Source organism: Streptomyces sp. NPDC050416 (genome assembly GCF_044458845.1).
Classification (GTDB): domain Bacteria; phylum Actinomycetota; class Actinomycetes; order Streptomycetales; family Streptomycetaceae; genus Streptomyces.
Genome location: NZ_JBITII010000001.1, coordinates 146293 through 172047, shown reverse-complemented (window position 1 = coordinate 172047; position 25755 = coordinate 146293). Strand labels below are relative to the sequence as shown.

Here is a 25755-nt window from a genome sequence, read left to right as displayed (position 1 = left end):
GCAGGCCGTCCGGGCCGCGGCGGAGACTGAAGGCAGACGGCGGCATCCCGGAAAGGCCCGGAGCGATGGGTGACTATGTGGAGCTCCCCGGAGTCAGGACGTGGTACGAGACCGATGGCGCCGGTGACCCGTTGCTCCTTCTCCACGGCGGCCTCTGCACGAACGAGACGTGGGAGGCGCAGCGAGCCGATCTCGCGGCGAACTTCCGTGTGCTGCTTCCCGAGCGCCGTGGGCACGGGCACACGCCCGATGTCGACGGGCCGCTCTCCTACCAGGACATGGCCGACGACACCGTCGCCTTCATCGAGAGGGTCGTCGGCGGTCCCGCCCATCTCGTCGGGTGGAGCGACGGCGGGGTCGTCGCCCTGCTCGTCGCCATCGCCCGTCCCGACCTGGTCCGGAAGGTCGTGGCCATCGGGGCCAACTTCCTCCCGAGCCCGGAGAGTGGTGCGGCACCGGAGATGCTCGACCGGATAGCGCCCGACGCACCCGACCTGACCATGTTCCGCGAGGCGTACGAAGCCGTGTCGCCCGACGGCGCCGCCCACTGGCCGGTCGTCGTGGGCAAGCTGGCGGCCATGTTCCGCACCGAACCGAACATCCGCACCGAGGACCTGGCTGGTATCACGGCGCCCACGCTCGTCCTGGCCGGGGACGACGACATGGTGACCCTCGAACACACGATTGCCCTGTATCGCGCGATCCCCGGAGCCCAGCTGGCCGTCGTGCCGGGAACGTCGCACGCGCTGCTCATGGAGAAGCCCAACGAGGTCAACCGGATCATTCTCGACTTCCTCACCAAGGAGCCGATCCACACACTGCTTCCCCTATGGCGTTCCCCGGCGGTAACCACCGCGGGCACCGGGGGCAGCACTCCGGTGGACGCTACTCGTCCGAGAGCGTGAGGTCGGGGACGTCCGCGGGGAACGCGGCGGCGGTGATGCCGTCGGGGCCGAGCGTGCCGACGGGGTCGTCGAGGTTGTCGCGGTTGCCGGAGATCATGGCGACGTCGAAGCCCTGGGTGCCGAAGGTGCGGGCGATGGCCAGGCCCATCCGGGGCCGGCTCCGACGATGGCGATGCTGGTCACGGCAACCCTCTCGTAAGGCCTTGATGGAGGCCGGACAGAGGCATCCTGGATCGATCACCGGATCAGTACTCGGATAGCCCTATCCGCTTGACTGCTGGTTCGATGGCCGGTACGTGTACATCGACATCCTCAGCGGTCGGCTCTTCGCACTGCGCGACACCACAGGTCCGGTTCGACTCGCAGGGCTGCGCCTGCCGTTGGGGGCTGTCGCGCCGGTGGCGGACCGGCCGGGCACCTGGATCGCCGCCGCGGGCACGGGCATCGCACTGCTCTCCGCCGACGGCTCCTTGGAACGGCTGGACCGCCCCGAGGACCGCACCCCGCTCCCCAGCCGGATGAATGACGGCGTCACCGACCCGGCCGGCCACTTCTGGGCGGGCAGCATGGCCTACGACGGCACCGAGGGCGCCGGTTCGCTCTACCGGACGGACCCCGACGGCACGGTCGTGCGCGTCCTCGATGGCCTGACCATCGCCAACGGCCCGGCCTTCATCGCCGACGGCACGATCATGTACCTCGCCGACACGGCCGAGGGAACGATTTTCCGTTGCGGGGTCGACCCCGTCTCGGGCGGCCTCTCCACAGGCCCGGATACCTTCGCCCGCCTGCGCGAGGACGAAGGAAGCCCCGACGGAATGACCGTCGACGAGGAGGGCTGTCTGTGGGTCGCGATGTCGGGCGCCGGCGCGTTCCGCCTGTACCACCCAGACGGCCGCCTGCTCCACACCTTGGCCGTGCCGGCCCCGCACCCGACGTCGGTCTGCCTGCACCCCGACGACTACGGCCTCCTCATCACCACGGCCCGGTACGGCGTGAAGAACCCGGACGAGGCCTTCGGTGCGGTACTCAGTGTCCCGTACCGGTCAAGGGAACGGCGGCGTGTTCCTGGCGGCGCTGAACACGGCATCCGCCACTACGCGGAGCCTGCCCCGGCTTCCGTGAACTGGTTGGTGTCGAAGAGACGGTTGATGTGGCCGCCGAGTTCCGACCAGTGCCGGCCGGAGAGTTCGGCCGCGGCGCGGGCGTCGCCGCCGGCGCAGACGGTGATGAGTTCGTCGTGGTGCTCGATGGTGTTGCGGCTGGCCACGGAGGCGGGTCTGCTCACGACGGAGCAACTGGACACGATCCTGCGCCCGGAGAACCTCACCGGCCGGAGCCCGCTGCCGGAGGTGCTGACCATGCCCTGAGGGAGAAACGGGACGGGGTGATCCGATCGCTAGAGTGGCCGGTATGAGTCCTGGCGCCCAGCATCCGACGGTCCCGCCGCCCAGCTGCTGCGCAAGGACGCCGAGCGCAACCGGGAGCGGATCATCGCCGCCGCACGCTCGGTGTTCGCGCGGGACGGCCTGAGCGCCTCCATGGCGTCGGTGGCCCGTGAGGCGGGCGTGGGGATCGCCACCATGTTCCGCCGCTTCCCGACGAAGGAGGAGCTGATCGACGCCGTCTTCTCCGACCGCATGGACGCTTACGCCGACGCGGTCGCGGCGGCCCTGGACGACCCCGACCCCTGGAACGGTTTCGTCGGTTACATCGAGGCGGCCTGCGCGATGCAGGCTGCCGACCACGGCTTCGCCGACGTCCTGACCACGACCTTCCCCACCGCCAAGGCCCTGGAGCAGCGCCGCAACGAGGCGTACGAGGCCATGGTCCGCCTCATCGACCGTGCCAAGGCAGCCGGCCGGCTGCGCGAGGACTTCGACCCCTCGGACCTGGTACTGATCCACATGGCCAACGCGGGTGTCGTCAACGCCACGGGCGACGCCGCGCCGGACGCCTGGCGGCGCGTGGTCGCCCTGATGATCCAGTCGTTGCAGGCCCCCGCCCGCGGCCCCCTGCCCGACCCACCCGAACACGACGCCCTCTACAAGGCGATGCTCCGCGCCGGCCCGGAGGGCCCCACCGCGTCGGCGCCGGGCAAGAGCTGACGACCGGGCCGGGATCCGCCTACCGCGTGACGGAGCCCGGCTCCTGAGTGGCGGCCCAGGTCGCGAGCAGGTTGACGTTCTCCTCGGAGGGCGAGCCGGGTTCGGCCGTGCAGACGGTGAGGGTGAGGCCCGGTTCGGCGTGCACGATGCCCTGCCGGTGGATGTCGCGCAGCGCCTCCGCGAGTTGTCCGGCCAGCCGGATGACGTCGGCCACCGGCAGCGGACCACCGGACCGCACCCGGTCGTCCAGGGAGTCGCCGACGACGTACTGCGTCGCCAGCCACGGCGGATCGCCGTCCGGGTCGGCGTCCAGGACGGGCGCCGTGAACGCCCCGCTCACCTTGCGTGCCGCCGCCACCTAGCGCCGGAACCTGGCCCGGAAGTGCGGCACGTCCGCGTACTCGGGCCGGATCACCTTCAGCGGCACGCGCCGCCCGGCGGCACTGCGCGCGAGGTACACCACCCCCATCCCGCCGGCACCGAGGCGCCGTTCCACGGTGCACTCCCCGATCCGCCGCACCGTGCCAACGTACCGGCGCCGGGAGTCCCGGTTTTTCCGCCTCCAGGGCGTACGGCCTCCCTCATCACACCTGTGGGTGACGTGCCGCGCGGCGCCTGACACGTGGGGCGAGGCGCCGACCGGGTTCCCGGATCGGCGCCTCGCGTTCACCAGGGCTACTTGGCCGCCATCGGCGTGACGGCGAGCCGGTCGATCACGGGTGCGTACGGGGACCGCTGGTCGTACTGGTTGTAGGTGTCGCCGTTGAAGTCGGGTAGTTCCTCGGCGGTGAAGGTGAGCCGGTTCGTGCCTTTCTTCAGGGTGACCGGGACGGTCAGGTCCCAGAAGTTGTTGAAGTGGAAGGTGGTCGGGAACAGCACGCGGCGGGCCGGTCCGCCGTTGACGGAGAGGTCGGCGTGGCGGGCGATCGGGTCGGGGTTGTAGTGGGTGGCGGGTGCCTGCTCGGCGTTGGAGTAGCGGATGGTCAGCGCGTGCCGCCCTGCCCCGGCGGCCACCACGTCGACGGTGAGGGCGTTGCCCTTGCCGTCGCCGATGTCCGTGACGGCCTTGCCGTTCGCGGCGAACGGGTAGGCGCCGGTGACCTTCGCCGCGCCGGTGAGCGTGCCGTTCTCGGCCTGGTAGACCGTGGGCACCAGGGTGCCCTTCGACGGGGCGACCCGCAGCCGGTCGAGGACCAGCTCGCCCGCCGTACCCGTGACGGTGATCTTGTTGACGCCGCCGGACAGGAACAGCCGGACCGTGTCCGTGCCCTTCCCGGTCCCGCCGGCCTTGGGCAGGTCGAGCTTCTCGCCGTTGAGGGCCAGACTCGCCCGGCCGCCGCCCAAGTGGTCGACCGACACGGTCGATTCACCGTCGGCGGGGGAGTGGACCCAGAACGTCGCGGAGGCGCCCTTCGGCAGCGGCACGGCACCGGGACCGGAGGCGCCGCGGTGGGTGTAGCCCGGCCGGGTTCCGGAAAGGGTGGCGTACTCGGCCTCGTAGATCGCCGGGGCGGTCACCTTCTCGTCGCGCAGGGACAGGTCGATCTTGTCGATGATCGCGTCACCCTTGGTGACCCCGAGGTCGGGGTCGTGAGCGGCCAGTGTGATCCGGTGCTTGCCCGCCGTCAGCTTCACCGTCGTGTCGGTGTGGCCCCAGACCACCCACTTGTAGCCCAGCGGCAGCCTCAGTTCCTGCGGCTCCTTGCCGTCGACCCGCAGGAAGACGTTGGTCGGGCCCTGTTCCTTGACCAGGTCGTACAGGTTGTAGGAGTTGGCGAAGACGCTCAGGTCGTAGGTGCCGTCCTGCGGGACCTCGACGTCGAAGGCGAGGACCCCGTCGGAGCCGGTGCGCAGACCGCCCACGTTGTAGGCGCCCGACGTGGCGAACTTGCCGACGTCGGAGGGCGTGCCCTCGGGGCCGTTCCTGGAGTAGCCCTTGCCGGTGTAGGCGGCGTTCTCGGCCTCGTACGTCTTGCGCCAACTGACCGAAGGGCCGGCCCGCTTCGCGCCGTTGCCGCCCGGGGAGAGAATGACCTGGTAGGCGGACATCTCGTTCATGCCGGTCATCGGCAGCGTCACCGAGCCGTCCGCGCCGACCGTCAACTCCTGGTCCGCGAGCCGTGACGGCTGGGCGGAGTCGCCGACCTGGCCGGTCCAGGGGATCTCCTGGACGGTGGCGCGCACGGTCTTCCCGAACAGCTTCGGGTCGATGTGGTCGAAGACGATGTCGGCGTCGCCGCTCTTGCCGCCGAAGAGGGCCCGGGACTGCCTCTTGTCCTTGTCGAGGGTCGCCACGCCCTGGAGGGTGTACTGCTGGTTGGGGTGCGGGGCGGTCACCTGGACCGTGTGGCCGGACATCTGCCCGTAGGCGTTGAACAGCCACCACTGGCCGTTGCCCTTGTTGGCCTCCACGGCCGAGTCGTTGAGGTTGCCGTCGATGTTCCAGTACGCCAGGTCGGCGTCGATCTTCGACTCCTCGATGGCGGAGACCCACTGGACGACCTGGCCGGGCACGGACAGGTGGTAGTTGTGCCCGTACTCGTTGACGTTGACCGGCAGCGGGCCGACGCCGACGTCCTTCTCCATCTGCCGGTACTTCGCCACGCTGGTGCGGACCGCGGCGGGTGACGACAGCTCGTGCCAGGTCATCACGTCCGGCACCACGTCGTTGGCCTTGGCGTACTGCAGGAAGCCCTTGACCTGGTCGTAGAGGATGCTGGTGTTGGGGCCTGCGATGCGGGCGTCCGGGTCGAGGCCCTTGATGAGGTGGTAGACCTCCTTCCAGGCCGCGAAGTAGTGCTGCGGGTCCTTCAGCCAGGAGACCTTGTTGTAGCTCCACTCGCCGGTCCCGAACATGTTGCCCTCGGGCTCGTTGAAGGGCACGTAGACGACGTGGTCCTTGTACTCGCGCATGGTCAGGACCTGCTGGACCTGCTTCTTGATCTTCGCCTTGAAGTCCGCGAGCCGCTCGGGGCCGTTGGCGCCCGGCCACTGGTACGGGAAGCCGCGGTAGATGTCGGTCATGTAGACGTAGACGTCCTTGCCGCCCGAGTCCACGAACGGCGGCAGCATCTCCAGCGCGTCCGCTCCCGGGTGCTGCGGACCGTCCTGCGCCTTCGTCGACACCGTGCGCAGGTGCATGCCCTCGATGAGGTTGCGGCTCGGCACGCCGTCGCCGTACACGCCGTACAGCGAGCCGGCGGCGCCACCGTGGAAGGCGCCGGTGTCGGTGGCGAGGTCGATGACGAGCCGTTCCCTTTCCACGGCCCCGGCGGTGCCCGCGGACGGGCCGGCCAGGAGCGTGGCGAGGGCGGCCGTCGCGACGGCTCCGGCCACAGTCGTTCTGCTTCGTCGCACTGAGGTCTCCGTGGGTTCCGTACTGCTCGGACGCTGAATCGGATGCTGAAGGAGTCGAACCGGTTCGACCAGTCGCGCGGAAATGGGCTGCGACCCGCCCGTCGTCCTTTGCGGCGCACAGAGACCACCCGCCCGTCGAACCGGTTCGCAGGAAGCTAGCACCGGCGAAATCCCCCAGCAATACCTCTGCCGCAGCCCAAGAAGTGCTGCGCAGGGTGTTGACAGGCCTGCGGGCAGTTCCTAGCTTCACTTCACGCGAACCGGTTCGATATTCGCCGGTTCGACAGCCATCGCTTCGGCAGTCCACGCAAGGAGCCGCCCGTGAACATCGGTGAGATCGCCCGGCGGGCCGGTGTCTCGCGGAGCACCGTGTCGTACGCGCTGAGCGGCAAACGTCCGGTGTCGGACGAGACCCGCCGGAAGATCCAGGACGTCATCGACGAACTGGGCTACCGGCCCAACGCCAGCGCACGCGCCCTGGCCAACGGCCGGACCAGCACGATCGGCCTGGTCTTCCCGCCCGCCGGGAACCACTACACGGGCATGCAACTGGACTTCATCGGCAGTGTCGTCGAAGCCGCCGCGGCCCACGACTACGACGTGCTGCTGTCCCCGAGCGGCGTGGACAGCGACCGCTCGTTCCAGCGGCTGCTGGGGGAGCGGCGGGTCGACGGCGCGATCCTGATGGAGATCCGGCTGGAGGACGACCGGGTCGACCACCTGGCCGCCCTGGACTTCCCGGCCGTCGCCATCGGCCGCACCGCGCACCCGGAGAGGGGCTGGTGGGTGGGCCTGGACCACACCGCACTGGCGGCGGCCTGCGTGCACCACCTCGCGGACCTCGGTCATCGCCGGGTCGCCTTCGTCAACCGGCCGGAGCAGCTCCTGCGGGCGGGGTACGAGTCGGCGCACCGGGGGCTGGACGGCTTCACCAAGGCGGCGGCCGAGCGCGGGCTGACGGTGCGGACGTACTGCTGCGGGGACGACGCCGCGTCCGGCCAGGCCTGCCTGGAACAGATCCTGCACGACGATCCGGCGACGACGGCCCTGGTCACGCTGAACGAAGCCGCCCTGGGCGGCCTCTACCGAGGGCTCTCCCGGGCGGGACGTCGCGTGCCGCGGGACTTCTCCGTCACCGGAGTCGTCGCCGGCCGGTGGGCGGAGACGGTGACCCCGCAGCTCACGGCGGCGGACGTACCGGCCGAGGAGATGGGCCGCCGCGCCGTCGACCTGCTCATCGAACGGCTCGACCATCCCGGCGCGCCGCCTCGCCACCACCTTCTCGCACCGCCCATCTCGCTGAGGGCGAGCACCGGTCCCGCCGGCGGTACGCCCCCCGCCTGACCCTCGATCCCTCCTCGCGCTCTCCTCACTTCACCCGGCACCACGCCGCCCCTCGGCGTACTCGCACACCCTCGTCACCCCGCCCACCGCACCCGTATGCCAAGAACGAAGGACCCGCCATGCACAGCTCCTCCAGACGGCGCCTCGCGGCCGTGGCCCTGTCGACCGTCGTCGCCGTCGTCGGCACCGCCTGTTCCTCCGGCGCGGGCAGCACCGACGCCAAGGACGCCGACAGCGGCACCTACACGATCTGGGACCCGTACCCGCAGTTCGCCAAGGGCTCGGCCTGGACGAAGCTGCTCGACAAGTGCGGCAGCCAGGCCGGCGTGAAGGTCCAGCGGACCGGCTTCGACACCAGCGACCTGGCCAACAAGACGCTGCTCGCGGCCCAGCAGGGCAACTCCCCGGACGTCCTGATCGTCGACAATCCGGTCGTCTCGACCCTGGCCGAGGCGGGCGTGCTCACCACGACCGACGAGAACAAGCTGGACACCTCCAAGGTGGACCCCAACCTGCTCGCGGCCGGCCAGTCGGGCGGCAAGACGTACGGCACCCCCATCGGCGCCAACACCCTCGCCCTCTACTACAACAAGAAGGTGCTGAAGGAGGCCGGGGTGGACATCGCCTCGGTCAAGGACTGGAAGTCGCTGACGGCGGCGCTGCGGAAGGTCAAGAAGGCGGGCAAGAAGGGCATCACCTTCTCGGCGATCGGCACCGAGGAGGGCAGCTTCCAGTTCCTGCCCTGGTTCTGGGGCGCGGGCGCGGAACTGACCGAACTCGACTCCGCCCGGGCCGTGTCCGCACTGTCACTGTGGAAGGACTGGCTGAAGCAGGGCCACGCCCCCAACTCGGTCATCAACAACACCCAGACGACCAGCTGGCAGGAGTTCGCCGGCGGCGACTACGCCTTCGCCGAGAACGGCACCTGGCAGCTCGCGAACGCCGAGAAGGCCGGCTTCGACTACGGCGTCCTGCCGATCCCGGGCTCCGGCGGGGGCCACGCCGCCGCCCCGACCGGCGGCGAGTTCGTCACCCTCCCGGTCCAGGAGGACACCGGCCGGTACGCCACCTCGCAGAAGCTGGCGACCTGCCTGACCAGCACCCAGAACCTGTACGACACCGACACCACCCTGTCCTACGTGGCCCCCACCGGTGAGGTCCAGGACAAGCAGGTGGCGGCGAACCCCGCACTGAAGCCGTGGGTCGACGCGGTCAAGTCGGCCAAGGGGCGCACCAGCGGCGACCTCGGCACCAAGTACCCCAAGATCTCGGAGCAGTTGTGGAAGGCGGTCCAGTCCGCCCTGAGCGGATCCAAGTCGCCCGAGGACGCGCTGACGTCGGCGCAGGCCGCGGTCAAGTGACATGGGCCCGATGAAGCAGACGGCACATCCGCCGGACCACCGGCCCGTGCGCACGCCGACCGGCCCGGCGGTGGTATCCGACCCGCCGCCGGCCCGTCCCGGAACGCGACGCCGTCCGACCTCCCAGCAATGGGCCGCCTGGGCGTTCCTCACCCCGGTCACCCTCTACCTCGTCCTCTTCTACGCCTATCCGCTCTACCGCAACCTCGACCTGAGCCTGCGCGACTACACGGTCCGCTCCTTCGTCCAGGGCAACGCGCCCTTCACGGGCCTGGAGAACTACGCGAAGGTCCTCGACGATCCGACCTTCGCCCCGGCCCTGCTCCACACCGTGGTGTTCACCGCCGTGTGCCTGGTCTTCCAGTACGCCATCGGCCTGGCCCTCGCGGTCTTCTTCCACCAGCACTTCCGGCTGTCGGCGACCCTGCGGGCCCTGTTCCTGGTGCCGTGGCTGCTGCCGCTGATCGTGTCGGCCTCCACCTGGTCGTGGATGCTCAACAGCGACTCCGGCATCGTCAACGCCCTGCTGAGCACCGTCGGAATCGACCCGGTGAACTGGCTGACCTCGCCATCCTGGTCGCTGACCTCGGTGATCATCGCCAACATCTGGATCGGCGTCCCCTTCAACCTGGTAGTGCTCCACAGCGGCCTCCAGTCCATCCCGGCCAGCCTGTACGAGGCGGCGGCACTGGACGGGGCGAACGCCTGGCACCGCTTCTGGCGCATCACCTTCCCGCTGCTGCGCCCGGTGTCCGCGATCACCCTGCTCCTGGGCCTCGTCTACACACTCAAGGTCTTCGACATCATCTGGATCATGACCAAGGGCGGCCCGGCGGACTCGTCCACCACCTTCGCCACCTGGTCCTACCAGCTCGGCTTCGGCAACCTCCTGCCCGCCTTCGGCCCCGGAGCGGCCGTCGGCAACCTGCTCGTCGTCGCCGCGCTGGTGTTCGGCCTCGTCTACATCCGGGTCCAGCGAAAGCAGGCGCTGTCATGAAACGAAGCACCGGCCGTTCGTGGTGGAAGACGGCCATCGGTCTGCTGCTGACCGGGGTCATGCTCTTCCCCGTCTACTGGATGCTCAACGTCTCCCTCACCCGCGACCAGGACATGCGCAAGAGCCCGCCGGACCTGCTGCCGCTGCACGGCACCCTGGCCGGTTACCGCACCGTCCTGGACGAGCAGTTGCCCTACCTCGCGACCAGCCTGGTCATCGGCCTGGGCACGGTCGTCCTGACGGTGGCGCTGGCCGCCCCCGCCGGCTACGCCCTGGCCAAACTGCGCCCGCGCGGCGGTGGCCTGCTCGGCTTCCTCCTCCTGGTCGCCCAGATGATCCCCGGAATCATCATGGCGATGGGCTTCTACGCGATCTACCTCCAGCTCGGCCTGCTGCGGTCCGTGCCCGGCCTGATCGTCGCCGACTCCACCCTGGCCGTCCCGTTCGCGGTGCTCATCTTCACGGCGTTCATGTCCGGCATCCCCGGCGAACTGCTCCAGGCCGCGACGATGGACGGCGCCGGGCCCCTGACCACCTTCCGGTCCATCGTCCTGCCGATGAGCCGCAACGCCGTCGTCACGGTGTCGCTGTTCGCGTTCCTGTGGTCGTGGTCCGACTTCGTCTTCGCCGGCACCCTCGTCAACGGCGGCGCCCACGAGCCGATCACCCTCGGCATCTACCACTACATCGGCAACAACAACCAGGAGTGGAACGCCATCATGGCGACGGCCGTCGTGGCCTCGCTGCCGGCCGCGGTGATCCTCGTCCTGGCCCAGCGCTACGTCGCCGCCGGCGTGACCGCCGGAGCCGTCAAGGACTGACCTGACCTCCCGCGGACCTTCCCTTCCGCCGACGATCCCCGCTTCTGCCGACGATCCCTGCTCGAGAAACGAGTCACGCCTCCATGACCGCCGCCCCGCCGTCCGGACCTGCCTTCTCCGTCCACGACATCCCGTTCAGCACGTCCGGATCCTGGTTCGGCATCTCACCCGTGGTGGCGGAGAAGACGTACGCCGAGGACCTCCACCTCGTCTCGCACCAGAACGGCATGCACGCCGTCCTCCGCCTCGTCCCCCTGGACCCGGAGACGGGCGAGCGCACAGACACCCGTGTCGAGGCAACCCCAGGACTGCTCAGCTGGGTCGGCCCGGCCGGGCGCGTCGACCTCGCCTACGAGTCGCCGGACACCGTGCGCCTGCGGGGCAGCGGACTGGGCCTCGGCGTCCGTGCGGCCGCGCAGGTCCTGACGCCGTTCAGCGGGACGTACTTCTTCCACGACCCGGCGGCGGACGCCCACGTGTTCACCTCGTACGAGACGGGACGCCGCTACCGCGTCACCCTCCTGTCCGGCCGTATCGCCCACACCGCCGGAGCCCAGGCCCTGGGCGCCGGCGACCGCGGCCTCGCCGTGGCCGCGGCGGCGGACGGTGAGTGGGAGATCGCCGTCGAGGAACTCGACACCGCTCGCCCGGCCTACGCGTCCCCGGCCGCCTTCGGCGAGATCGTGGCGGCGGCCCGCGGGTCCTTCGCGGACTTCGTCGACGCGGTGGCCCCCTGGCGCTCGTCCGCCACCCCGGCCGCCGAACTCGCCGCCTACGTCCTCTGGTCGGCGACCGTACGCCCGGCCGGACTCGTCTCCCGGCCCGCCGTCCTCATGTCCAAGCACTGGATGGACAAGGTCTGGAGCTGGGACCACTGTTTCAACGCCCTGGCCCTGGCCCCGGGCTGTCCCGGACTGGCCGTGGACCAGTTCGCCCTGCCCTTCGACCACCAGGACGGCAGCGGAGCCCTGCCCGACTCGGTCACCCACTCCGAGGTCCTCCACAACTTCGTCAAACCGCCCATCCACGGCTGGACGTCGGGCCGTCTGCGCCGACGGCTGCCGGTGCCTCCCGGCCGGGCGGAACTGGCCGAGACGTACGACCGGCTGGAACGCTGGACCCACTTCTGGCTCAGCGCGCGACGCGGACCCGGTGCCTCCCTGCCCCACTACCAGCACGGCAACGACAGCGGCTGGGACAACGCCACCACCTTCGACCCCGAGCGGGTGGTCGTCACCGCCGACCTGGCCGCCTTCCTCGTCCTCCAACTCCACGAACTCGCCGCCCTGGCTGTGGAGTTGGACAAACCGGACGAAGCGAGCCGGTGGACCCGCACGGCCCGCGAGGTCCAGTCGGCGCTGCTGGACGAGCTGTGGACCGGCGAACGGTTCGTCGCCCGGGGAGCCGCCACCGGGCACACCTGGAGCAGCTCCAGCCTCCTCGACCTGATGCCCATCGTGCTGGGCGAGCACCTGCCCGGCGACGTCGGCAGCGCGCTCGCCGACCACATCAAGGCCCATCTGACCCCGTACGGCCTCGCCACCGAACTGCCCACCTCACCGCACTACCTCTCCGACGGCTACTGGCGCGGTCCCGTCTGGGCCCCCGCCACCGTCCTCATCGAGGACGGCCTGCGCCGCGCCGGACACGACCGGCTCGCCGACGACATCAGCGCCCGCTTCCGCGCCCTGTGCGAGACCCACGGCTTCGCCGAGAACTTCGACGCCCTCACGGGCACGGGTCTGCGCGACCGCGCCTACACCTGGACCGCCGCGAGCTACCTCCTCCTCGCCGAAGCACACGCAGACCGGGGCCGCCTCTGACCGTGCGTCACCGCAGTGGATGAAGCGCCGCCAACTCGGCAGCCCCACGGCCCGTGACGATCGACTCCGCCAGCAGCTTGCCGCTGAGGGGTCCCAGGGCGATGCCCCACATGCCGTGGCCGCCGCAGACGTGGACGCAGCGGGGTCCCGGGCGGCTTTCGTTTTACGTCGCCGGGGTACCCCCCGGGGTACGGGCAGCTCGGCCTCGGGCCGTTGTATTCAGCTCGACGCTCCACGAATAGCGACATTCACGAGTGGCGCCTGAAATTGTGAGCCGCAATCTTCTTAGTGGCAGGGTGGTGAGGTGGGCGGCGGTGTCGGTCGCGGCTGCTCGCCGGACGGCCCGGCCGGGACGCCGTGCTCGACCGCCGCAGCGGCGACCGCTGGTTCCTAGGCGGGGTGTACGCCGGGTCCGCCCGCAAGGCCGAGGTGCCGCTGACCATCGGCTCGGGGAGGTGGCTGGTCGAAACGATCCAGGACGGTCCCGACGGGCTCGTCAGGAACCGGCAGGTGCTGCGCGGCGGCGACACGTTCGCCGTGGACCTGGTCGAGGGCGGCGGCTTCGCCGGGATCGCCTGCCGCTGGCGTGCGGGTGTCACCACCTGCCACCGCTGAGCCTGTTCACCGTGCGTGCATACCGAGTTGGAGGGATCAGCACCTCTCCACGGTCTGACCGGCAGGGTGCCGCTCAGCCCGCGATGGAGTCCAGCTGTTCCGCCGCCGGGCGCGGAACCCACAGGTCGCCACCCGGCGGCTCGAGCTCCGGATGCGCCCAGGCGGCGGCTCCCGTCGCGGCGGGCAGGAGGTAGCCGACCGCCTTGAACAAGCCCTCTTGTTGCGGCCCCTATAGGCCCACAGATCCACGTCGGCGTTCCGGCCGATGGCTGTCAGCCGCGCAGGGGCGACCAGGATGAACGTCGAGTAGTGCCCAGCTCCTGGTCCGCGTCAGCGCGCCGTCGGTGAGGGGCTGTCCCTGGGGCCGGCGCACGTGGCGGCGCTCAGTCCTCGTAACGGGGTGTCCACTGCGCCTGCGCCACTGCCTTGCGCAGTTCCTCTTCCGTCGCCTGCGGAGCGACCCCGTCCTCCACGGCGGCGAGAGCCGCCGCCAGGGCGATTTCGCGGGCGGACTCGCGCATCCCGTTCAGGGGCGGCAGCAGCGGCACGGGACCGTCGTCGCCGCGCGCCGCCCGTACCGCGCACTCGGCGACGGCCCGGGCGGCGGCCACCATCATGCGGTCGGTGACGCGCCTGGCCCGGCTCGCCGTCACCGCGAGCCCCATGGCCGGGAAGACGTACACGTTGTTCGACTGCGCCACCGGCACCTCGTGCCCGTCCACCGTCAGCGGTGGGAACGGCGAGCCGGTGGCGATCAGCGCCCGGCCGTCGGTCCAGCGGGTGAGGTCCGCCGGATCGGCCTCGGAGTGGGAGGTGGGGTTGGAGAGCGGGAAGATGACGGGCCGTTCGCAGGTCGAGCCCATCTGCCGCACGATCTCCTCGGTGAACGCGCCGTGAGCCGTCGACAGCCCGATGAGCGCCGTCGGCTCGACACGGCGCACCACCTCCGCGAGGCCGGTGCCGTCCCAGCCGTTCACCTCGTCGTCGTCGCGCGCGAACATCCGCTGCTGCGGCGTCAGTTCCGAGCGCGAGCGCACCAGCAGACCGTCGACGTCCAGGATCCAGAACCGTGCCGTGGCCTCGTCCTCGGACAAGCCCTCCTCGATCATGGCCGTCCGGATCATGTCGGCGACACCGATGGCGGCCGACCCCGCCCCCAGGATCACCAGGCGCTGCCCGGACAGCGCAGTGCCGGACACGTTCGCGGCCGTGGACAGGGCGCCGAGCGTGACGGCCGCCGTGCCCTGGATGTCGTCGTTGAAGGTGAGCAGCCGGTCCCGGTAGCGGGCCAGGATCGGGTACGCGTGAGCGGTGGCGAAGTCCTCCCACTGCAGCAGCGTGCCGGGCAGCTCCGCCTCCACCGCCGAGACGAACGCCTCGATCATCTCGTCGTAGTCGGCGCCGGTCAGCCTGCGGTCGCGCCGGCCGAGGTAGCGCGGGTTGCCGAGCAGGTCCTCGTTGTCCGTGCCGACGTCCAGCAGGATCGGCAGGGTGCGGGCGGGGTGGATGCCGCCGATCGCCGTGTAGAGGCTGAGCTTGCCGATCGGGATGCCCATCCCGCCGACGCCCTGGTCGCCCAGGCCGAGGATGCGCTGCCCGTCGGTGACGACGATGACGTCCACGTCCTCGTCGCGGTGCGGGCGGTTGCGCAGGATGTCCCGGAAGCGGTGCCGGTCCTCCCACGTCAGGAACAGCCCGCGCGGCCTCCGGTAGATCTCGCTGAAACGCTGACAGGCCTCGCCCACCGTCGGCGTGTAGACGACGGGCAGCAGTTCCTCCAGGTACTCGGTGACCAGCCGGTAGAAGAGCACCTCGTTGGTGTCCTGGAGCTGGCGCAGGTAGATGTGCCGGTTGAGGGGCTTGTCGTAGCCGTGGAACGCCTCGTAGGCGCGGGCGACCTGCTCGTCCAGGGTTTCCACGGCGGGTGGCAGCAGCCCGTCGATGCCGAGCTCGGCGCGCTCCTGCCGGGTGAAGGCGGTGCCCTTGTTGACGAGCGGGTCGGCCAGGGTGGTGAGGGCGGGGCTGGTGGTCGTGCGGGGGTGCTGGGTCTGGTCCATGGGGTGACGCCTTCCCTGGACTCATCGGTTCGTGCAGGCGACTTGCGCTGTTCGGCCGATGGGCCGTGCCGGTTCTCGGCGCACCGATGAGTTCCGGCGCCCCGCCCGGTCCACCTCTCCGTAAGGCGTACCGAGCCAAACACCGAGCAGGAGAAGGCGACATGAGCGTGACGACCCCTCAGACGCAGACCCGGACCGACGCCCGGCCCACCACCGGCTTCCTCTCCACGCGCCCCGTATGGCTGGTGGGCGTCCTGGCGACGCTCGCCGGTGCCGTCGTGACCGAGGCCTTCGCGCTCGTCGCCTGGGCTGCGGGCGTCCCGATGGAGGCGGCCAGCCCCGGGGCCGAGGAGGCCGCGGAGATCCCCGTCGGCGGCTTCGGCGGCGGCGTGGTGTTCTGGTCGGTCGCCGGGATCGTCCTGGCGGTGGTGCTGGTCCGCTGGGCCAAGCAGCCCGCCCGGACCTTCACCGTGACCACCGTCGCCCTCACCGCACTCTCCCTCGCCGGCCCGGCCGTCGCCCCGCACACGGCCACGTCCACCCAGATCGTCCTCGCCGTGTCGCACGTCGTGGCCGCCGCGGTGATCATCCCCCTGGTGGCACGGCGGCTGTCCCACGTGCGGAGGTGACGCCCTCGACCCCCACGATCCCGGCACCGGCCCGTCGCGCTCACCGCGGACGGGCCGTCGTCGTGTCCCACGCGACGGCCCCGAACGGCCCAACGGCACTGCGCCGGAGGAGGCGATCGGGGATGAGCGGTGTGACCGTGGTGGAAGGGATGCTTGCGCACCACCTGGATGCGTGTGAACCCCTGAACACGTGTGCACACCCGGACGAGGAGACGCGATGGCGGAGGGACTGGCCGAGGGCGGCACGACGCGCGCTGCCACCGGAGGTGGCGACGACGTGCCCCCGGGCAGGACCCCGGACGCCTTCGAGCAGGTGAGCGCCGTCGCCGACGCCGTCCTCTACGAGGGCTACCTCCTCTACCCCTACCGCCGGTCCTCGGCCAAGAACCGCGTCCGATGGCAGTTCGGGGTCCTGTTCCCGAGGGACTGGGTCGAGGCGGACGGCCCCGTGGTCCCCGGAGTCTCCGGCAGCGCCGACTCCTGGTACCAGCAGACCGAGTGCCTGCTGAGGATCCGGCAGCCCGGCAGCGCGTCCGTACGTGTGCGGATCCGTCACCTCCAGATGCAGCGCAAGCAGGTGGAGGAGACCCGGGAGGGCCGTCATCACGCCGTCGCGTCACTGCGCACCTCCGACGGCACGACGCATCTGACCTTCGACGAGGCCGTGCCGCGTGACCACGAGGTCGAGGTCCTGCTCGACGAGCTCCTTCAGGGCGGACGCACCGTTCCCGTGGTCGCGCCGGCCGGCGTGGACGTCGAACCGCTGCCCGGTGGGGCCGGGCGGGTGGTGCGGCACCGCGACGAGGTGCGGGCCGACACCACCGTCACCGCCGAGCGACTCTCGGACGACCTCTGCCGGCTCCGCGTGCGCACCACGAACAGCGGGCCCGCACCGGAACCGCGGACCGCTCGGGACCAGGCACTGCGCCGCGCCCTCATCGCCACCCACACCCTCATCGGCGGCGACGGCGTGGAGTTCGTCTCGCTGACCGACCCGCCGACGGACCTGCGTGAACTCGCCCGCTCATGCCGGAACGAGTTCACCTTCCCCGTCCTCGGCGACGCCGACGGCCACGTCCTGCTCTCCGCGCCGATCATCCTGCCCGACCACCCCCAGGTGGCCCCCGAGAGCCCGGGCGATCTGCACGACGCCGCCGAGATCGACGAGATCCTCACGCTGCGCACGATGCTGCTGACCGACGAGGAGAAGCGCGAGGCCCGGGCGACCGACCCGAGGGCGGCCGCGATCCTCGACCGCGTCGACACGATGCCGCAGGAGGTCTTCGAACGCCTGCACGGCGCCGTCCGCTCCCTGACACCGGTTGCCGCGGCGCCCCCGGCGCCCGGGGCTGCCGTCCCCGGGGCCTCGCCGCTCGGGGGTGTCGCGTCCGGGTCCCTGGCGCCCCCGGTTGCCGCGGCCGGGACGTCGGCGCCCCGGACTGCCGCGCCCGCGACCTCGGCGCCCGCGCTCGGGGCTGCCGTCCCCGGGGCTTCGGCGCCACGTGCTGCCGCGCCCGGGACCTCGGTGCCCGCGGCTGTCGCGCCCGCGACCTCGGCGCCCGGGGCTGCCGTCCCCTGGGCTCCGGCGCTCGGGGGTGTCGCGCCCGGGTCCCTGGCGCCCCCGGTTGCCGCGGCCGGGACGTCGGCGCCCCGGACTGCCGCGCCCGCGACCTCGGCGCCCGCGCTCGGGGCTGCCGCCCCCGGGGCTTCGGCTCCACGTGCTGCCGCGCCCGCGACCTCGGGGCCCGGGACTGCATTCCCCGCGACCCCGGCGCCCGGCGCCGCGTCCCCGGGGGCGGAGCCGGACGCGACTGGTGCCGCGGCGACCCCCGCCTCCGCGCGCCCCACCCCCACCGACCGCCCCACCTGGTGGCAGGAGGGGGCCGATGACGGGCTCTCCCCGGTCACCGACACCGTGCTCGTCGACGGTGTCCCGCTCGGTGGTGGCAGCCGCGTCCGGCTGCGGCCCCGGGGACGCGGCGCCGACGCTCAGGACATGTTCCTGGCCGGCCGTACCGCCGAGGTCGCGGCCGTCTTCCACGACGTGGACGGCAGCGTGCATCTCGCCGTCACGCTCGACGACGACCCCGCGGCCGAACTGCACGCCTGGTACGGCCGTTTCCACTACTTCCGGCCCGACGAGCTCGAACCCCTCGAACCCGCCGGATCCCCGGACGAGCCGTCGGCACCGGCTCCCGCCGCAGCCCCCTCGCGGCACACGACCGACTCCGAGACCCCCGCAGCGGAGGCCGAGTGATGACCACGCACAGCAGTACCACAGAAGTCAGCAGGGAACCCGACCGTTCCGAGGAACGGCAGGGCGTGGAGGAGATCCACATCCTCTGGATCTCCGAAGGCATGAGCTGCGACGGCGACACCGTCTCCCTCACCGCCGCCGGCCAGCCCTCCATCGAGGACCTGGTGCTCGGACTGATCCCGGGCCTGCCCAAGGTGAACCTCGTCAACAAGGTGCTCTCCCCGAGCCTGGGCGGCGAGGACTTCCTCGCCCCCTACCGGGCGGCCGTACGCGGCGAACTCGGCCCGTTCATCCTCGTCATCGAGGGCTCCGTCCCCAACCAGAACATCATCGAGGGCGACGGCTACTGGACCTCCTTCGGCAACGACCCGGAGACCGGCGAGCCGCAGACCCTCAACTGGTGGATCGACCAACTGGCCCCCAAGGCTTGGGCGGTGGTCGCCGCCGGCACCTGCGCCACCTTCGGCGGCATCCACGCCATGTCCGGCAACCCCACCGGCTGCATGGGCCTGGCCGACTACCTGGGCTGGGACTTCACCTCCCTGGGCGGCCTGCCGATCGTCAACGTGCCCGGCTGCCCGATCCAGCCCGAGAACTTCATGGAGACCCTGGTATGGGTCCTCTATCACGCGGCGGGCTCCGCACCCCCGCCCCCACTGGACCACATGCTGCGACCGCAGTGGCTGTTCGGGAAGACGGTCCACGAGGGCTGCGACCGCGGCGCGTACTACGAGCAGGCCAGCTTCGCCAAGGACTACAACTCGCCCAAGTGCCTGGTGAAGACGGGCTGCTGGGGACCGGTCGTCAACTGCAACGTGCCCAAGCGCGGCTGGATGGCCGGCATCGGCGGCTGCCCCAACGTCGGCGGCATCTGCATCGGCTGCACGATGCCCGGCTTCCCCGACGCGTTCATGCCGTTCATGGACGAACCCCCCGGCGGAACCCTGTCGTCCCTGGCCATCAAGCCGTACGGGGCCGTCATCCGCCGCCTGCGCGGCATGACCAACGAACTGGTCAACCACGAGCCCAGGTGGCGCCACAACAAGCGCAAGCTGACCAGCGGTTACGACCCGCACTGGCGCCCCTGATGAGACCCGCGACCCATCCCACCACCGACAGCGAGGGGCAGTACCGCAGATGACGACCACCGAGGCCCGGCCCACCGAGCGCAAACCGCCACAGCTCGTGGACATGTCCTGGGATCCGATCACCCGGATCATCGGGAACCTGGGCATCTACACGAAGATCGACTTCGCCAACCGGGAAGTCGTGGAATGCCACAGCACCTCGTCGCTGTTCCGCGGCTACTCGGTGTTCATGAAGGGCAAGGACCCGCGCGACGCGGGCTTCATCACGTCCCGGATCTGCGGCATCTGCGGCGACAACCACACCACCTGCTCCGACTACGCCCAGCAGATGGCCTACGGCGTCAAGCCGCCCCCGCTGGCCGACTACATCGTCAACCTCGGCGAAGCAGCGGAGTACATGTTCGACCACACGATCTTCCAGGACAACCTGGTGTTCGTGGACTTCTGCGAGGCGATGGTCAAGGCCACCAACCCCGGTGTGCTGGCCCGCGCCGAACGCACCGAAGCGCCCCACGGGGACATCCACGGCTACCGGACGATCGCCGACATCATGCGGGCCTTCAACCCCTTCGAGGGCGAGGTCTACAAGGAAGCCCTGAAAATGAGCCGGATCACCCGTGAGATGTTCTGCCTCATGGAGGGCCGGCACGTCCACCCGTCCACGCTCTACCCCGGTGGCGTCGGCACGATGCCGCAGCCGAACACCTTCACCGACTACCTCAGCCGGCTCATGCGGGTCATCGACTTCGTGAAGAAGGCCGTCGCCATGAACGACGACGTCTTCGACTTCTTCTACGAGGCGCTACCCGGCTACGAGGAGGTCGGCCGCCGCCGCATCCTGCTGGGCTGCTGGGGCGCCTTCCAGGACCCCAAGACCGTCGACTACCGCTACGAGACGATGAACTCCTGGGGCAAGGACATGTACGTCACCCCCGGCATCATCGTCGACGGCGAGCTGGTCACCAACAACCTCGTCGACATCAACCTCGGTCTGCGCATCCTGCTCGGCAGCTCGTACTACGAGGACTGGGTCAACGAATCGCCCTTCGTCACGCACGACCCGCTCGGCAACCCCGTCGACATGCGCCACCCGTGGAACCAGACCACCGTCCCGGTGCCGCAGAAGCGCGACTTCGCCGACAAGTACAGCTGGGTCATGAGCCCGCGCTGGTTCGACCAGCGCACCGGCGACCACCTCGCCCTGGACACCGGCGGCGGCCCACTCGCCCGCTTGTGGTCGACCGCGCTGAACGGCCTGGTCGACACACCGTACGTCAAGGCCACCGGCCACAGCGTGCGCATCTCCCTGCCCAAGGGCGAGAAACTGCCGGAGACGACCCTGGAATGGCGCATCCCGCAGTGGAGCAACACCATCGAACGCGACCGCGCCCGGCCGTACTTCATCGCCTACGCGGCCGCCATGGCCCTCCAGTTCCTGGAAGAGGCCATGGGGCTCGTGCGCGCGGGCGAGACCAAGGTGTTCGAGAACTACGAGGTGCCCGACGAGGCGATCGGCTGCGGCTTCCACGAGGCGGTGCGCGGTGTCCTCTCCCACCACCTGGTGATCAAGGACAAGAAGATCGCCAACTACCACCCGTACCCGCCCACCCCGTGGAACGCCAGCCCCCGCGACATGTACGGCACCCCCGGCCCGTACGAGGACGCCGTCCAGGGCCAGCCCATCTTCGAGGAGAACGGGCCGGACGACTTCAAGGGCGTCGACATCATGCGCACCGTCCGCAGCTTCGACCCCTGTCTGCCGTGCGGCGTGCACATGTACGTCGGCAAGGGCAAGACGCTCACCACCCTGCACTCGCCGACGTACGGGGCGAACCATGGCTGAGTCCACCGGCACCGGCGCCCGGCTGGCCGACCCTGACGTAGAGGCCCGCCTCGCCCGGCTGGACGAGGTGCTGGCAGACCTCGAACCCCTGCCCCGCGCCGCCACGGAGGCGGTCCGGCTGCTCACCGAGGTCTATGGCGAGGCCCTGGCCCGCGTCCTGGACCAAGCGGACGAACAGCTGGCGGAACGCCTGGCCGACGACGAACTGCTGGGCCACCTGCTGGTGCTGCACGACATCCACCCCGAGCCCCCCGAACGCCGGGCCGCCCGCGCCGTCGAACGGCTGCGGCCCGCCGTACGGGAACGGGGCGGCGACGTGGAATGGGCCGGTGCGCAAGGGCAGGTCGGCCGGGTGCGGCTGACGACCGGCGGAGGCTGCGGCTCCGGCTGCGGCGGTGGAGGCTCCGAGGTCACCGACGCGGTCCGCGAGGCGGTGCTCGCCGTCGCTCCCGAACTGACGGCGGTGGAGCCGCTGCCGAGCACACCGGCTCCCGCGTTCGTCCCGCTGTCGACACTGACGCACCGAGGCGCGCGGTGACCACCGACGGGGCGCTGGCCCGCCTCATCCGCTCCTCGGCCGACCGTACGGCGGCGGCCGGGGTGGAGAGGTGCGACCTGTGCGCCGCGCCGGTCGCCGACGAGCACGCCCACCTGTACGACACCGGGCAGCAGGAGGTGCGCTGCGCCTGCGGCCCCTGCTCGGTGCTGTTCGCAGAGGCCGGGGCGGGCGCCGGGCACTACCGGCTCGTGCCCCGGCGCCGGGTCCGGCTGCCCAAGGTCGACACGGCCGCGCTGGGCGTACCCGTCGGCCTGGTCTTCTTCGTGCCCCGGGCGGACGGAACGGTCACGGCGGAGGGCCCGAGCCCGGCGGGGGCCATGCGGTGGGAGGTGGACGCGGCGGCCTGGCAGGAGCTGGCCCGGACGTGTCCGCAGCTCGCCGGCGTGGAACCCGAGGTGGAGGCCCTGCTGGTCAACACCGTCCACGGCCTCGACCACCACTGGATCGTGCCGGTCGACGACTGCTACCGGATGGTCGCGGTCGTACGCCGGGAGTGGCGCGGCCTGTCCGGCGGTGGCCGGGTCTGGCCGGCCGTCGAGCGGTTCTTCGAGGAGCTCACCGAGCGGCCGTGAACACGTCTCCGCAGGTCGGAGGCGAGGAAGGAGAGCACCCCATGGGCAGCATCAGAGTAGGCCGGGCGCAGGCGAAGCCCGACACGCCCACGCACGTCGCCGGCATGCACCAGGGCAACAAGGGGCGGTACGACGAGCAGAAGGGGCACCACGAGGACGGCACCGCCGACGCGCGCCGCTCCACGGGGATCCACTGGAAGCGGCATGACGCCCTCGCGGAGACCATGCCGAACATCTCGCCGGGATGAGAGCCGGAATGAGAGCCGGAATGGGAACCGGGATGAGAGCCGTCATGAGAGAGCAGGGAGTCGCCGCAATGAAGGTCCGACGAGCACGCAGACCCGTCGCGCGAAGGCGAGGCGGGATGAGCGGACAGCGGATGCTGAAGGCCGAGGCCGTCCTGGTGGGCGGTGTGGCCCTGGCACTGCTGTGCTGGGAGTTTCCCAGCCTGAGGCGGGAGATGCGGATCTGGCGGATGGCCGGCGGTTTCCGCGCCGGCCACCGCTACCCGTGAGCCGGCCGTGCACGAGCTGTCGATCGCGGCCGCGATCATCGAGCGGGCCGGCGAGCTGGCCCGGGCGGACGGGACGGTCGCCGTCTCGGCGGTGACCGTCCGGGTCGGCGAACTGGCGGGCGTCGTCCCCGACGCCCTCGACTTCGCCTTCGAGGTGGCCCGCGACGGCACGGCCCTCGCCGGGGCCCGGCTCGTGGTCGAGCAGGTCCCCGCCCAGGCCTGGTGCGGCCCGTGCGCCGAGGAGTTCCCGGTGGGCATGCCCCCGTTCTTCTGGTGCCCGCGCTGCGACCAGCCCACCAACGATCTGCGCAGCGGCCGGGAACTGGAGATCACCGGGATCGAGCCGTCACCGGCCCCGGCATAGCGTGAAGGGGCCCCGCCGAGCAGGTCGGCTGGGCCCCCTCGCGTCCCAACCGGATCAGCAGATCCTCGGCAGCTGCTCCCCGAGCGGCATATCCACCACTCGCGTCCCGCCCAGGCCGGTGGCGACCACCACCATCCCGGGGTGTTCGGCGACGCACTCGCCGATCAGCGTGGCCCCGGCGCCCTGGGGGTGGGCACGCATCGCGGCGAGCACCTCCTCCGCCTGTGCCGGCGGTACGAAGGCGACCAATCTGCCCTCGTTCGCGACGTAGAGGGGGTCGAGCCCCAGGAACCCGCACGCGTTCGCCACCGCGTCCGGCACCGGAATGGCGCGCTCCTGAAGCCGGACCCCGGTCCCCGAGGCACGGGCGATCTCGTTGAGCGACGCCGCCAGGCCGCCCCTGGTGGGGTCGCGCAGCACATGGATGTCCGGGGTGACGGCCAGCATCGCCGCCACCAGATCCGCCAGTGGCGCGGTGTCGCTGGCGATCTCCACGCCGAACTCCAGCCCTTCCCGCACGCTCATGATCGCCACCCCATGCAGACCGATCGGCCCGCTGACGATCACGGCGTCCCCGGGCCGCGCACGCTGCGGCCGGATGTCCACCCCGTCCGGGACGAGCCCGACACCGGCGGTGGTGACGTACACACCGTCCCCGTGCCCGGACTCCACGACCTTGGTGTCACCCGTGGCGATGGCGACCCCCGCGGTCTCGGCCGCCGCACCCATCGCGCGGGCGATCCGCTCCACGACGGTCAGCTCCACGCCTTCCTCCAGCACGAACGCGGCGGAGAGATACGCGGGCCGCGCACCGCTCATCGCCAGGTCGTTGACGGTGCCGTTGACCGCGAGGTCGCCCAGGCTGCCGCCGGGGAAGAACAGCGGCCGGACCACGTAGGAGTCGGTGGAGAAGGCCAGCCGCGCGCCGCCCAGTTCGAGGACGGCGGAGTCGGCGAGACCGGCGAGCGTGGCGTTGCCGTAGGCGGGGGTGAAGACCTGCTCCATCAGCTCCGCCGACAGGGCTCCGCCGCCGCCGTGGCCCATCACCACGACACCCTGGTCGCGCAGCGGGGCGGGGCAGGTCCAGTTGGCCGGGTCGACGACCTCGGCGAGTTGCTCAGGCAACGGGAGCCACCCCTTCCTGCGTGGCCCGGCCGGCGTGCGGCGTCGGGACGTTCATCCGGCGGTACAGGTAGTAGGCCGCGCAGGCGCCCTCGCTGGAGACCATGGTGGCGCCGAGCGGGGTGCGCGGGGTGCAGGTGGTGCCGAACGCGGCGCACTCGGTCGGCTTGATCAGCCCTTGGAGCACCTCACCGCTGCGGCACTCCGCGGGCTCCTCGGTACGGATCCCGGTGACGTCGAAGCGGTGCTCGGCGTCGTACGCGCGGAAGGCGTCGCGCAGCCGCCAGCCACTGGCCGGGATCCGGCCGATACCGCGCCAGTTGCGGTCGGTGACCTCGAACACCTCCTCGATCATGCGCACGGCCGCCGGGTTGCCCTCCTCGCGCACGGCACGCGGATACGCGTTCTCCACCCGGTGCTCGCCGCGTTCCAGCTGGCGGACCGCCCGGCGGATGCCCTCCAGGATGTCCAGCGGCTCGAACCCGGTCACCACCATCGGCACCTTGAACCGCTCGGCCAGCTCCGGGTACTCCGCCGTGCCCATCACGCTGCACACGTGCCCGGCGGCCAGGAAAGCCTGCACCCGGCAGGCCGGAGCCGTCATGATCGCCTCGACGGCCGGGGGGACCCGCACATGCGACACCAGCAGGCTGAAGTTGCTCAGACCCAGCCTGCGCGCCTGGTGCACGGCCATCGCGTTGGCCGGGGCCGTGGTCTCGAAGCCGATCGCGAAGAACACCACCTCCCGGTCCGGGTGGCGGCGGGCCAGCTCCAGGGCGTCGAGCGGCGAGTAGACCACGCGGACGTCGCCGCCCTCGCCCTTGACCCGGAACAGGTCGCGGCCGGTACCCGGCACCCGGAGCATGTCGCCGAAGGAACAGAAGATCACCCCGGGTCGCGAGGCGATCTCCAGCGCCTTGTCGATGACCTCCAGCGGCGTGACGCAGACGGGGCAGCCCGGGCCGTGGATCAACTCGACCTGCTCGGGGAGCAGTTGGTCGATGCCGTGCCGGATGATCGAGTGGGTCTGCCCGCCGCACACCTCCATCAGGGCCCACGGCCGGGTCGCGGTGGCCCGGATCTCGTCCAGCAGCCGCCGGGCCAGATCCGGGTCGTTGAACTCGTCGATGTACTTCACGCCGTTCCCGCCTCCTTCGCCGCCTGCTCCCAGGCGTCGCCGAACTCCTCCTCCAGCAGCCCCAGTTCCTCGAACAGCTTCAGCGAGGCCAGGGCCGACTCCTCGTCCAGGCGCTGGAGCGCGAAGCCGACGTGCACGATGACGTACTCGCCCACCCGCACCTCGGGCACGTACTCCAGACACGCCTGTTTCTGCACTCCGCCGAAGTCGATCAGCCCGGTGAGCGGATCCGCGCCGTCGTCGATGGCCACGACCTTGCCGGGCACTGCCAAACACATGGG

General features: G+C 71.0%; 25 protein-coding genes and 2 pseudogenes. 18 read left to right on the top strand and 9 right to left on the bottom strand.

From position 1 onward, the window contains the following. Nucleotides 1-65: 65 nt before the first annotated feature. Nucleotides 66-905 carry an alpha/beta fold hydrolase gene (locus tag ACIBL4_RS00815; RefSeq protein ID WP_399405090.1) on the top strand — a complete coding sequence of 280 codons (840 nt, stop codon included), beginning with the start codon at nucleotides 66-68 and terminating at the stop codon, nucleotides 903-905. On the opposite strand, the gene ACIBL4_RS00810 is transcribed toward ACIBL4_RS00815, so the two are convergent. After that, the gene (locus ACIBL4_RS00810; RefSeq protein ID WP_399405088.1) at nucleotides 886-1053 is read right to left on the bottom strand and encodes a hypothetical protein; all 168 of its coding nucleotides are present in this window, start codon (nucleotides 1051-1053) and stop codon (nucleotides 886-888) included. The two genes, ACIBL4_RS00815 and ACIBL4_RS00810, sit on opposite strands and share 20 nt — an antisense overlap. A 148-nt stretch (nucleotides 1054-1201) precedes the next feature. Here ACIBL4_RS00810 and ACIBL4_RS00805 point away from each other — a divergent pair, with 148 nt between their 5' ends. Further along, a complete protein-coding gene (locus tag ACIBL4_RS00805; protein WP_399405086.1) occupies nucleotides 1202-2275 on the top strand; it encodes an SMP-30/gluconolactonase/LRE family protein in 1074 nt (357 codons plus the stop codon). A gap of 171 nt (nucleotides 2276-2446) precedes the next feature. After that, entirely contained in the window at nucleotides 2447-3013 is a 567-nt protein-coding gene (locus ACIBL4_RS00800) for a TetR/AcrR family transcriptional regulator (RefSeq protein WP_399405084.1), read from the top strand. Between the two features lie 19 nt (nucleotides 3014-3032). On the opposite strand, the gene ACIBL4_RS00795 is transcribed toward ACIBL4_RS00800, so the two are convergent. The 3 genes from ACIBL4_RS00795 to ACIBL4_RS00785 all read right to left on the bottom strand — a co-directional run bounded on the left by ACIBL4_RS00795 (nucleotide 3033) and on the right by ACIBL4_RS00785 (nucleotide 6370). Continuing rightward, a complete protein-coding gene (locus ACIBL4_RS00795; protein WP_399405082.1) occupies nucleotides 3033-3371 on the bottom strand; it encodes a hypothetical protein in 339 nt (112 codons plus the stop codon). Continuing rightward, nucleotides 3372-3509 (bottom strand): hypothetical protein, encoded by a 138-nt coding sequence (locus ACIBL4_RS00790; protein ID WP_399405080.1) that lies wholly within the window; start codon nucleotides 3507-3509, stop codon nucleotides 3372-3374. A 179-nt stretch (nucleotides 3510-3688) separates the two neighbouring features. Further along, a complete protein-coding gene (locus ACIBL4_RS00785; RefSeq protein WP_399405078.1) occupies nucleotides 3689-6370 on the bottom strand; it encodes a cellulosome protein in 2682 nt (893 codons plus the stop codon). A gap of 321 nt (nucleotides 6371-6691) precedes the next feature. On the opposite strand from ACIBL4_RS00785, the gene ACIBL4_RS00780 reads away from it, so the two are divergent. From ACIBL4_RS00780 to ACIBL4_RS00755, 6 genes and pseudogenes are all read left to right on the top strand, one after another. After that, nucleotides 6692-7714 carry a LacI family DNA-binding transcriptional regulator gene (locus ACIBL4_RS00780; protein ID WP_399405076.1) on the top strand — a complete coding sequence of 341 codons (1023 nt, stop codon included), beginning with the start codon at nucleotides 6692-6694 and terminating at the stop codon, nucleotides 7712-7714. Between the two features lie 119 nt (nucleotides 7715-7833). Next, nucleotides 7834-9075 (top strand): extracellular solute-binding protein, encoded by a 1242-nt coding sequence (locus tag ACIBL4_RS00775; protein WP_399405074.1) that lies wholly within the window; start codon nucleotides 7834-7836, stop codon nucleotides 9073-9075. A gap of 10 nt (nucleotides 9076-9085) precedes the next feature. Beyond that, nucleotides 9086-10072 (top strand): carbohydrate ABC transporter permease, encoded by a 987-nt coding sequence (locus tag ACIBL4_RS00770; protein WP_399405071.1) that lies wholly within the window; start codon nucleotides 9086-9088, stop codon nucleotides 10070-10072. After that, nucleotides 10069-10893 carry a carbohydrate ABC transporter permease gene (locus tag ACIBL4_RS00765; RefSeq protein ID WP_399405069.1) on the top strand — a complete coding sequence of 275 codons (825 nt, stop codon included), beginning with the start codon at nucleotides 10069-10071 and terminating at the stop codon, nucleotides 10891-10893. Before ACIBL4_RS00770 ends, ACIBL4_RS00765 begins: the two co-directional genes overlap by 4 nt. 83 nt (nucleotides 10894-10976) lie before the next feature. Continuing rightward, nucleotides 10977-12716 carry an amylo-alpha-1,6-glucosidase gene (locus ACIBL4_RS00760; protein ID WP_399405067.1) on the top strand — a complete coding sequence of 580 codons (1740 nt, stop codon included), beginning with the start codon at nucleotides 10977-10979 and terminating at the stop codon, nucleotides 12714-12716. 321 nt (nucleotides 12717-13037) lie between these two features. After that, nucleotides 13038-13331 (top strand): annotated as a pseudogene (locus ACIBL4_RS00755) (glycoside hydrolase family 97 C-terminal domain-containing protein); the annotation flags it as partial. Nucleotides 13332-13404: 73 nt separating this feature from the next. Here the strand turns inward: ACIBL4_RS00755 and ACIBL4_RS00750 are convergent. Both ACIBL4_RS00750 and ACIBL4_RS00745 read right to left on the bottom strand, forming a co-directional pair. After that, nucleotides 13405-13665 (bottom strand): annotated as a pseudogene (locus tag ACIBL4_RS00750) (alginate lyase family protein); the annotation flags it as partial. Between the two features lie 49 nt (nucleotides 13666-13714). Beyond that, on the bottom strand, nucleotides 13715-15388 hold the full coding sequence (locus ACIBL4_RS00745) for an NAD-dependent malic enzyme (protein WP_399405065.1): 1674 nt from the start codon (nucleotides 15386-15388) through the stop codon (nucleotides 13715-13717). 161 nt (nucleotides 15389-15549) lie between these two features. Between ACIBL4_RS00745 and ACIBL4_RS00740 the strand changes: the two genes are divergently transcribed. The 9 genes from ACIBL4_RS00740 to hypA all read left to right on the top strand — a co-directional run bounded on the left by ACIBL4_RS00740 (nucleotide 15550) and on the right by hypA (nucleotide 23214). Continuing rightward, the gene (locus ACIBL4_RS00740; protein ID WP_399405063.1) at nucleotides 15550-16017 is read left to right on the top strand and encodes a DUF6069 family protein; all 468 of its coding nucleotides are present in this window, start codon (nucleotides 15550-15552) and stop codon (nucleotides 16015-16017) included. Between the two features lie 217 nt (nucleotides 16018-16234). After that, a complete protein-coding gene (locus tag ACIBL4_RS00735; protein WP_399405061.1) occupies nucleotides 16235-18274 on the top strand; it encodes a hypothetical protein in 2040 nt (679 codons plus the stop codon). Continuing rightward, on the top strand, nucleotides 18274-19362 hold the full coding sequence (locus ACIBL4_RS00730) for a hydrogenase expression protein HypE (RefSeq protein ID WP_399405059.1): 1089 nt from the start codon (nucleotides 18274-18276) through the stop codon (nucleotides 19360-19362). The genes ACIBL4_RS00735 and ACIBL4_RS00730 overlap by 1 nt, the downstream gene beginning before the upstream one ends. A 49-nt stretch (nucleotides 19363-19411) precedes the next feature. After that, complete coding sequence (locus tag ACIBL4_RS00725; RefSeq protein ID WP_399405057.1) at nucleotides 19412-21205, top strand: nickel-dependent hydrogenase large subunit; 1794 nt, start codon at nucleotides 19412-19414, stop codon at nucleotides 21203-21205. After that, entirely contained in the window at nucleotides 21198-21743 is a 546-nt protein-coding gene (locus ACIBL4_RS00720; RefSeq protein ID WP_399405055.1) for a NifU family protein, read from the top strand. Before ACIBL4_RS00725 ends, ACIBL4_RS00720 begins: the two co-directional genes overlap by 8 nt. Beyond that, nucleotides 21740-22336, top strand: coding sequence for a DUF5947 family protein (locus ACIBL4_RS00715; RefSeq protein ID WP_399405053.1), 597 nt, complete (start codon nucleotides 21740-21742; stop codon nucleotides 22334-22336). The genes ACIBL4_RS00720 and ACIBL4_RS00715 overlap by 4 nt, the downstream gene beginning before the upstream one ends. Before the next feature lie 41 nt (nucleotides 22337-22377). Further along, on the top strand, nucleotides 22378-22584 hold the full coding sequence (locus ACIBL4_RS00710) for a hypothetical protein (protein WP_399405051.1): 207 nt from the start codon (nucleotides 22378-22380) through the stop codon (nucleotides 22582-22584). 116 nt (nucleotides 22585-22700) lie between these two features. Then, complete coding sequence (locus ACIBL4_RS00705) at nucleotides 22701-22850, top strand: hypothetical protein (protein ID WP_399405050.1); 150 nt, start codon at nucleotides 22701-22703, stop codon at nucleotides 22848-22850. A gap of 7 nt (nucleotides 22851-22857) precedes the next feature. Further along, on the top strand, nucleotides 22858-23214 hold the full coding sequence (gene hypA, locus ACIBL4_RS00700) for a hydrogenase maturation nickel metallochaperone HypA (RefSeq protein ID WP_399405048.1): 357 nt from the start codon (nucleotides 22858-22860) through the stop codon (nucleotides 23212-23214). 54 nt (nucleotides 23215-23268) lie between these two features. Here hypA and hypE read toward each other — a convergent pair whose 3' ends face one another. From hypE to ACIBL4_RS00685, 3 genes are read right to left on the bottom strand one after another with little or no spacing between them, the layout of a single operon-like run. Beyond that, nucleotides 23269-24339, bottom strand: coding sequence for a hydrogenase expression/formation protein HypE (hypE, locus tag ACIBL4_RS00695; RefSeq protein WP_399405046.1), 1071 nt, complete (start codon nucleotides 24337-24339; stop codon nucleotides 23269-23271). Next, on the bottom strand, nucleotides 24332-25474 hold the full coding sequence (gene hypD / locus ACIBL4_RS00690) for a hydrogenase formation protein HypD (protein ID WP_399405044.1): 1143 nt from the start codon (nucleotides 25472-25474) through the stop codon (nucleotides 24332-24334). Before hypD ends, hypE begins: the two co-directional genes overlap by 8 nt. Further along, entirely contained in the window at nucleotides 25471-25752 is a 282-nt protein-coding gene (locus ACIBL4_RS00685) for a HypC/HybG/HupF family hydrogenase formation chaperone (RefSeq protein ID WP_356928148.1), read from the bottom strand. The genes hypD and ACIBL4_RS00685 overlap by 4 nt, the downstream gene beginning before the upstream one ends. Nucleotides 25753-25755 lie beyond the last annotated feature (3 nt).

Coding starts and splice junctions, on each gene's coding strand:
- ACIBL4_RS00705 (WP_399405050.1), top strand. CDS start 22,701: ATGAGCGGACAGCGGATGCTGAAGGCCGAGGCCGTCCTGGTGGGCGGT.
- ACIBL4_RS00740 (WP_399405063.1), top strand. CDS start 15,550: ATGAGCGTGACGACCCCTCAGACGCAGACCCGGACCGACGCCCGGCCC.
- ACIBL4_RS00710 (WP_399405051.1), top strand. CDS start 22,378: ATGGGCAGCATCAGAGTAGGCCGGGCGCAGGCGAAGCCCGACACGCCC.
- ACIBL4_RS00810 (WP_399405088.1), bottom strand. CDS start 1,053: ATGGGCCTGGCCATCGCCCGCACCTTCGGCACCCAGGGCTTCGACGTC.
- ACIBL4_RS00765 (WP_399405069.1), top strand. CDS start 10,069: ATGAAACGAAGCACCGGCCGTTCGTGGTGGAAGACGGCCATCGGTCTG.
- ACIBL4_RS00815 (WP_399405090.1), top strand. CDS start 66: ATGGGTGACTATGTGGAGCTCCCCGGAGTCAGGACGTGGTACGAGACC.
- ACIBL4_RS00725 (WP_399405057.1), top strand. CDS start 19,412: ATGACGACCACCGAGGCCCGGCCCACCGAGCGCAAACCGCCACAGCTC.
- ACIBL4_RS00800 (WP_399405084.1), top strand. CDS start 2,447: ATGGCGTCGGTGGCCCGTGAGGCGGGCGTGGGGATCGCCACCATGTTC.
- ACIBL4_RS00745 (WP_399405065.1), bottom strand. CDS start 15,388: ATGGACCAGACCCAGCACCCCCGCACGACCACCAGCCCCGCCCTCACC.
- ACIBL4_RS00735 (WP_399405061.1), top strand. CDS start 16,235: ATGGCGGAGGGACTGGCCGAGGGCGGCACGACGCGCGCTGCCACCGGA.
- ACIBL4_RS00720 (WP_399405055.1), top strand. CDS start 21,198: ATGGCTGAGTCCACCGGCACCGGCGCCCGGCTGGCCGACCCTGACGTA.
- ACIBL4_RS00770 (WP_399405071.1), top strand. CDS start 9,086: ATGAAGCAGACGGCACATCCGCCGGACCACCGGCCCGTGCGCACGCCG.
- ACIBL4_RS00730 (WP_399405059.1), top strand. CDS start 18,274: ATGACCACGCACAGCAGTACCACAGAAGTCAGCAGGGAACCCGACCGT.
- ACIBL4_RS00685 (WP_356928148.1), bottom strand. CDS start 25,752: ATGTGTTTGGCAGTGCCCGGCAAGGTCGTGGCCATCGACGACGGCGCG.
- ACIBL4_RS00775 (WP_399405074.1), top strand. CDS start 7,834: ATGCACAGCTCCTCCAGACGGCGCCTCGCGGCCGTGGCCCTGTCGACC.
- ACIBL4_RS00760 (WP_399405067.1), top strand. CDS start 10,977: ATGACCGCCGCCCCGCCGTCCGGACCTGCCTTCTCCGTCCACGACATC.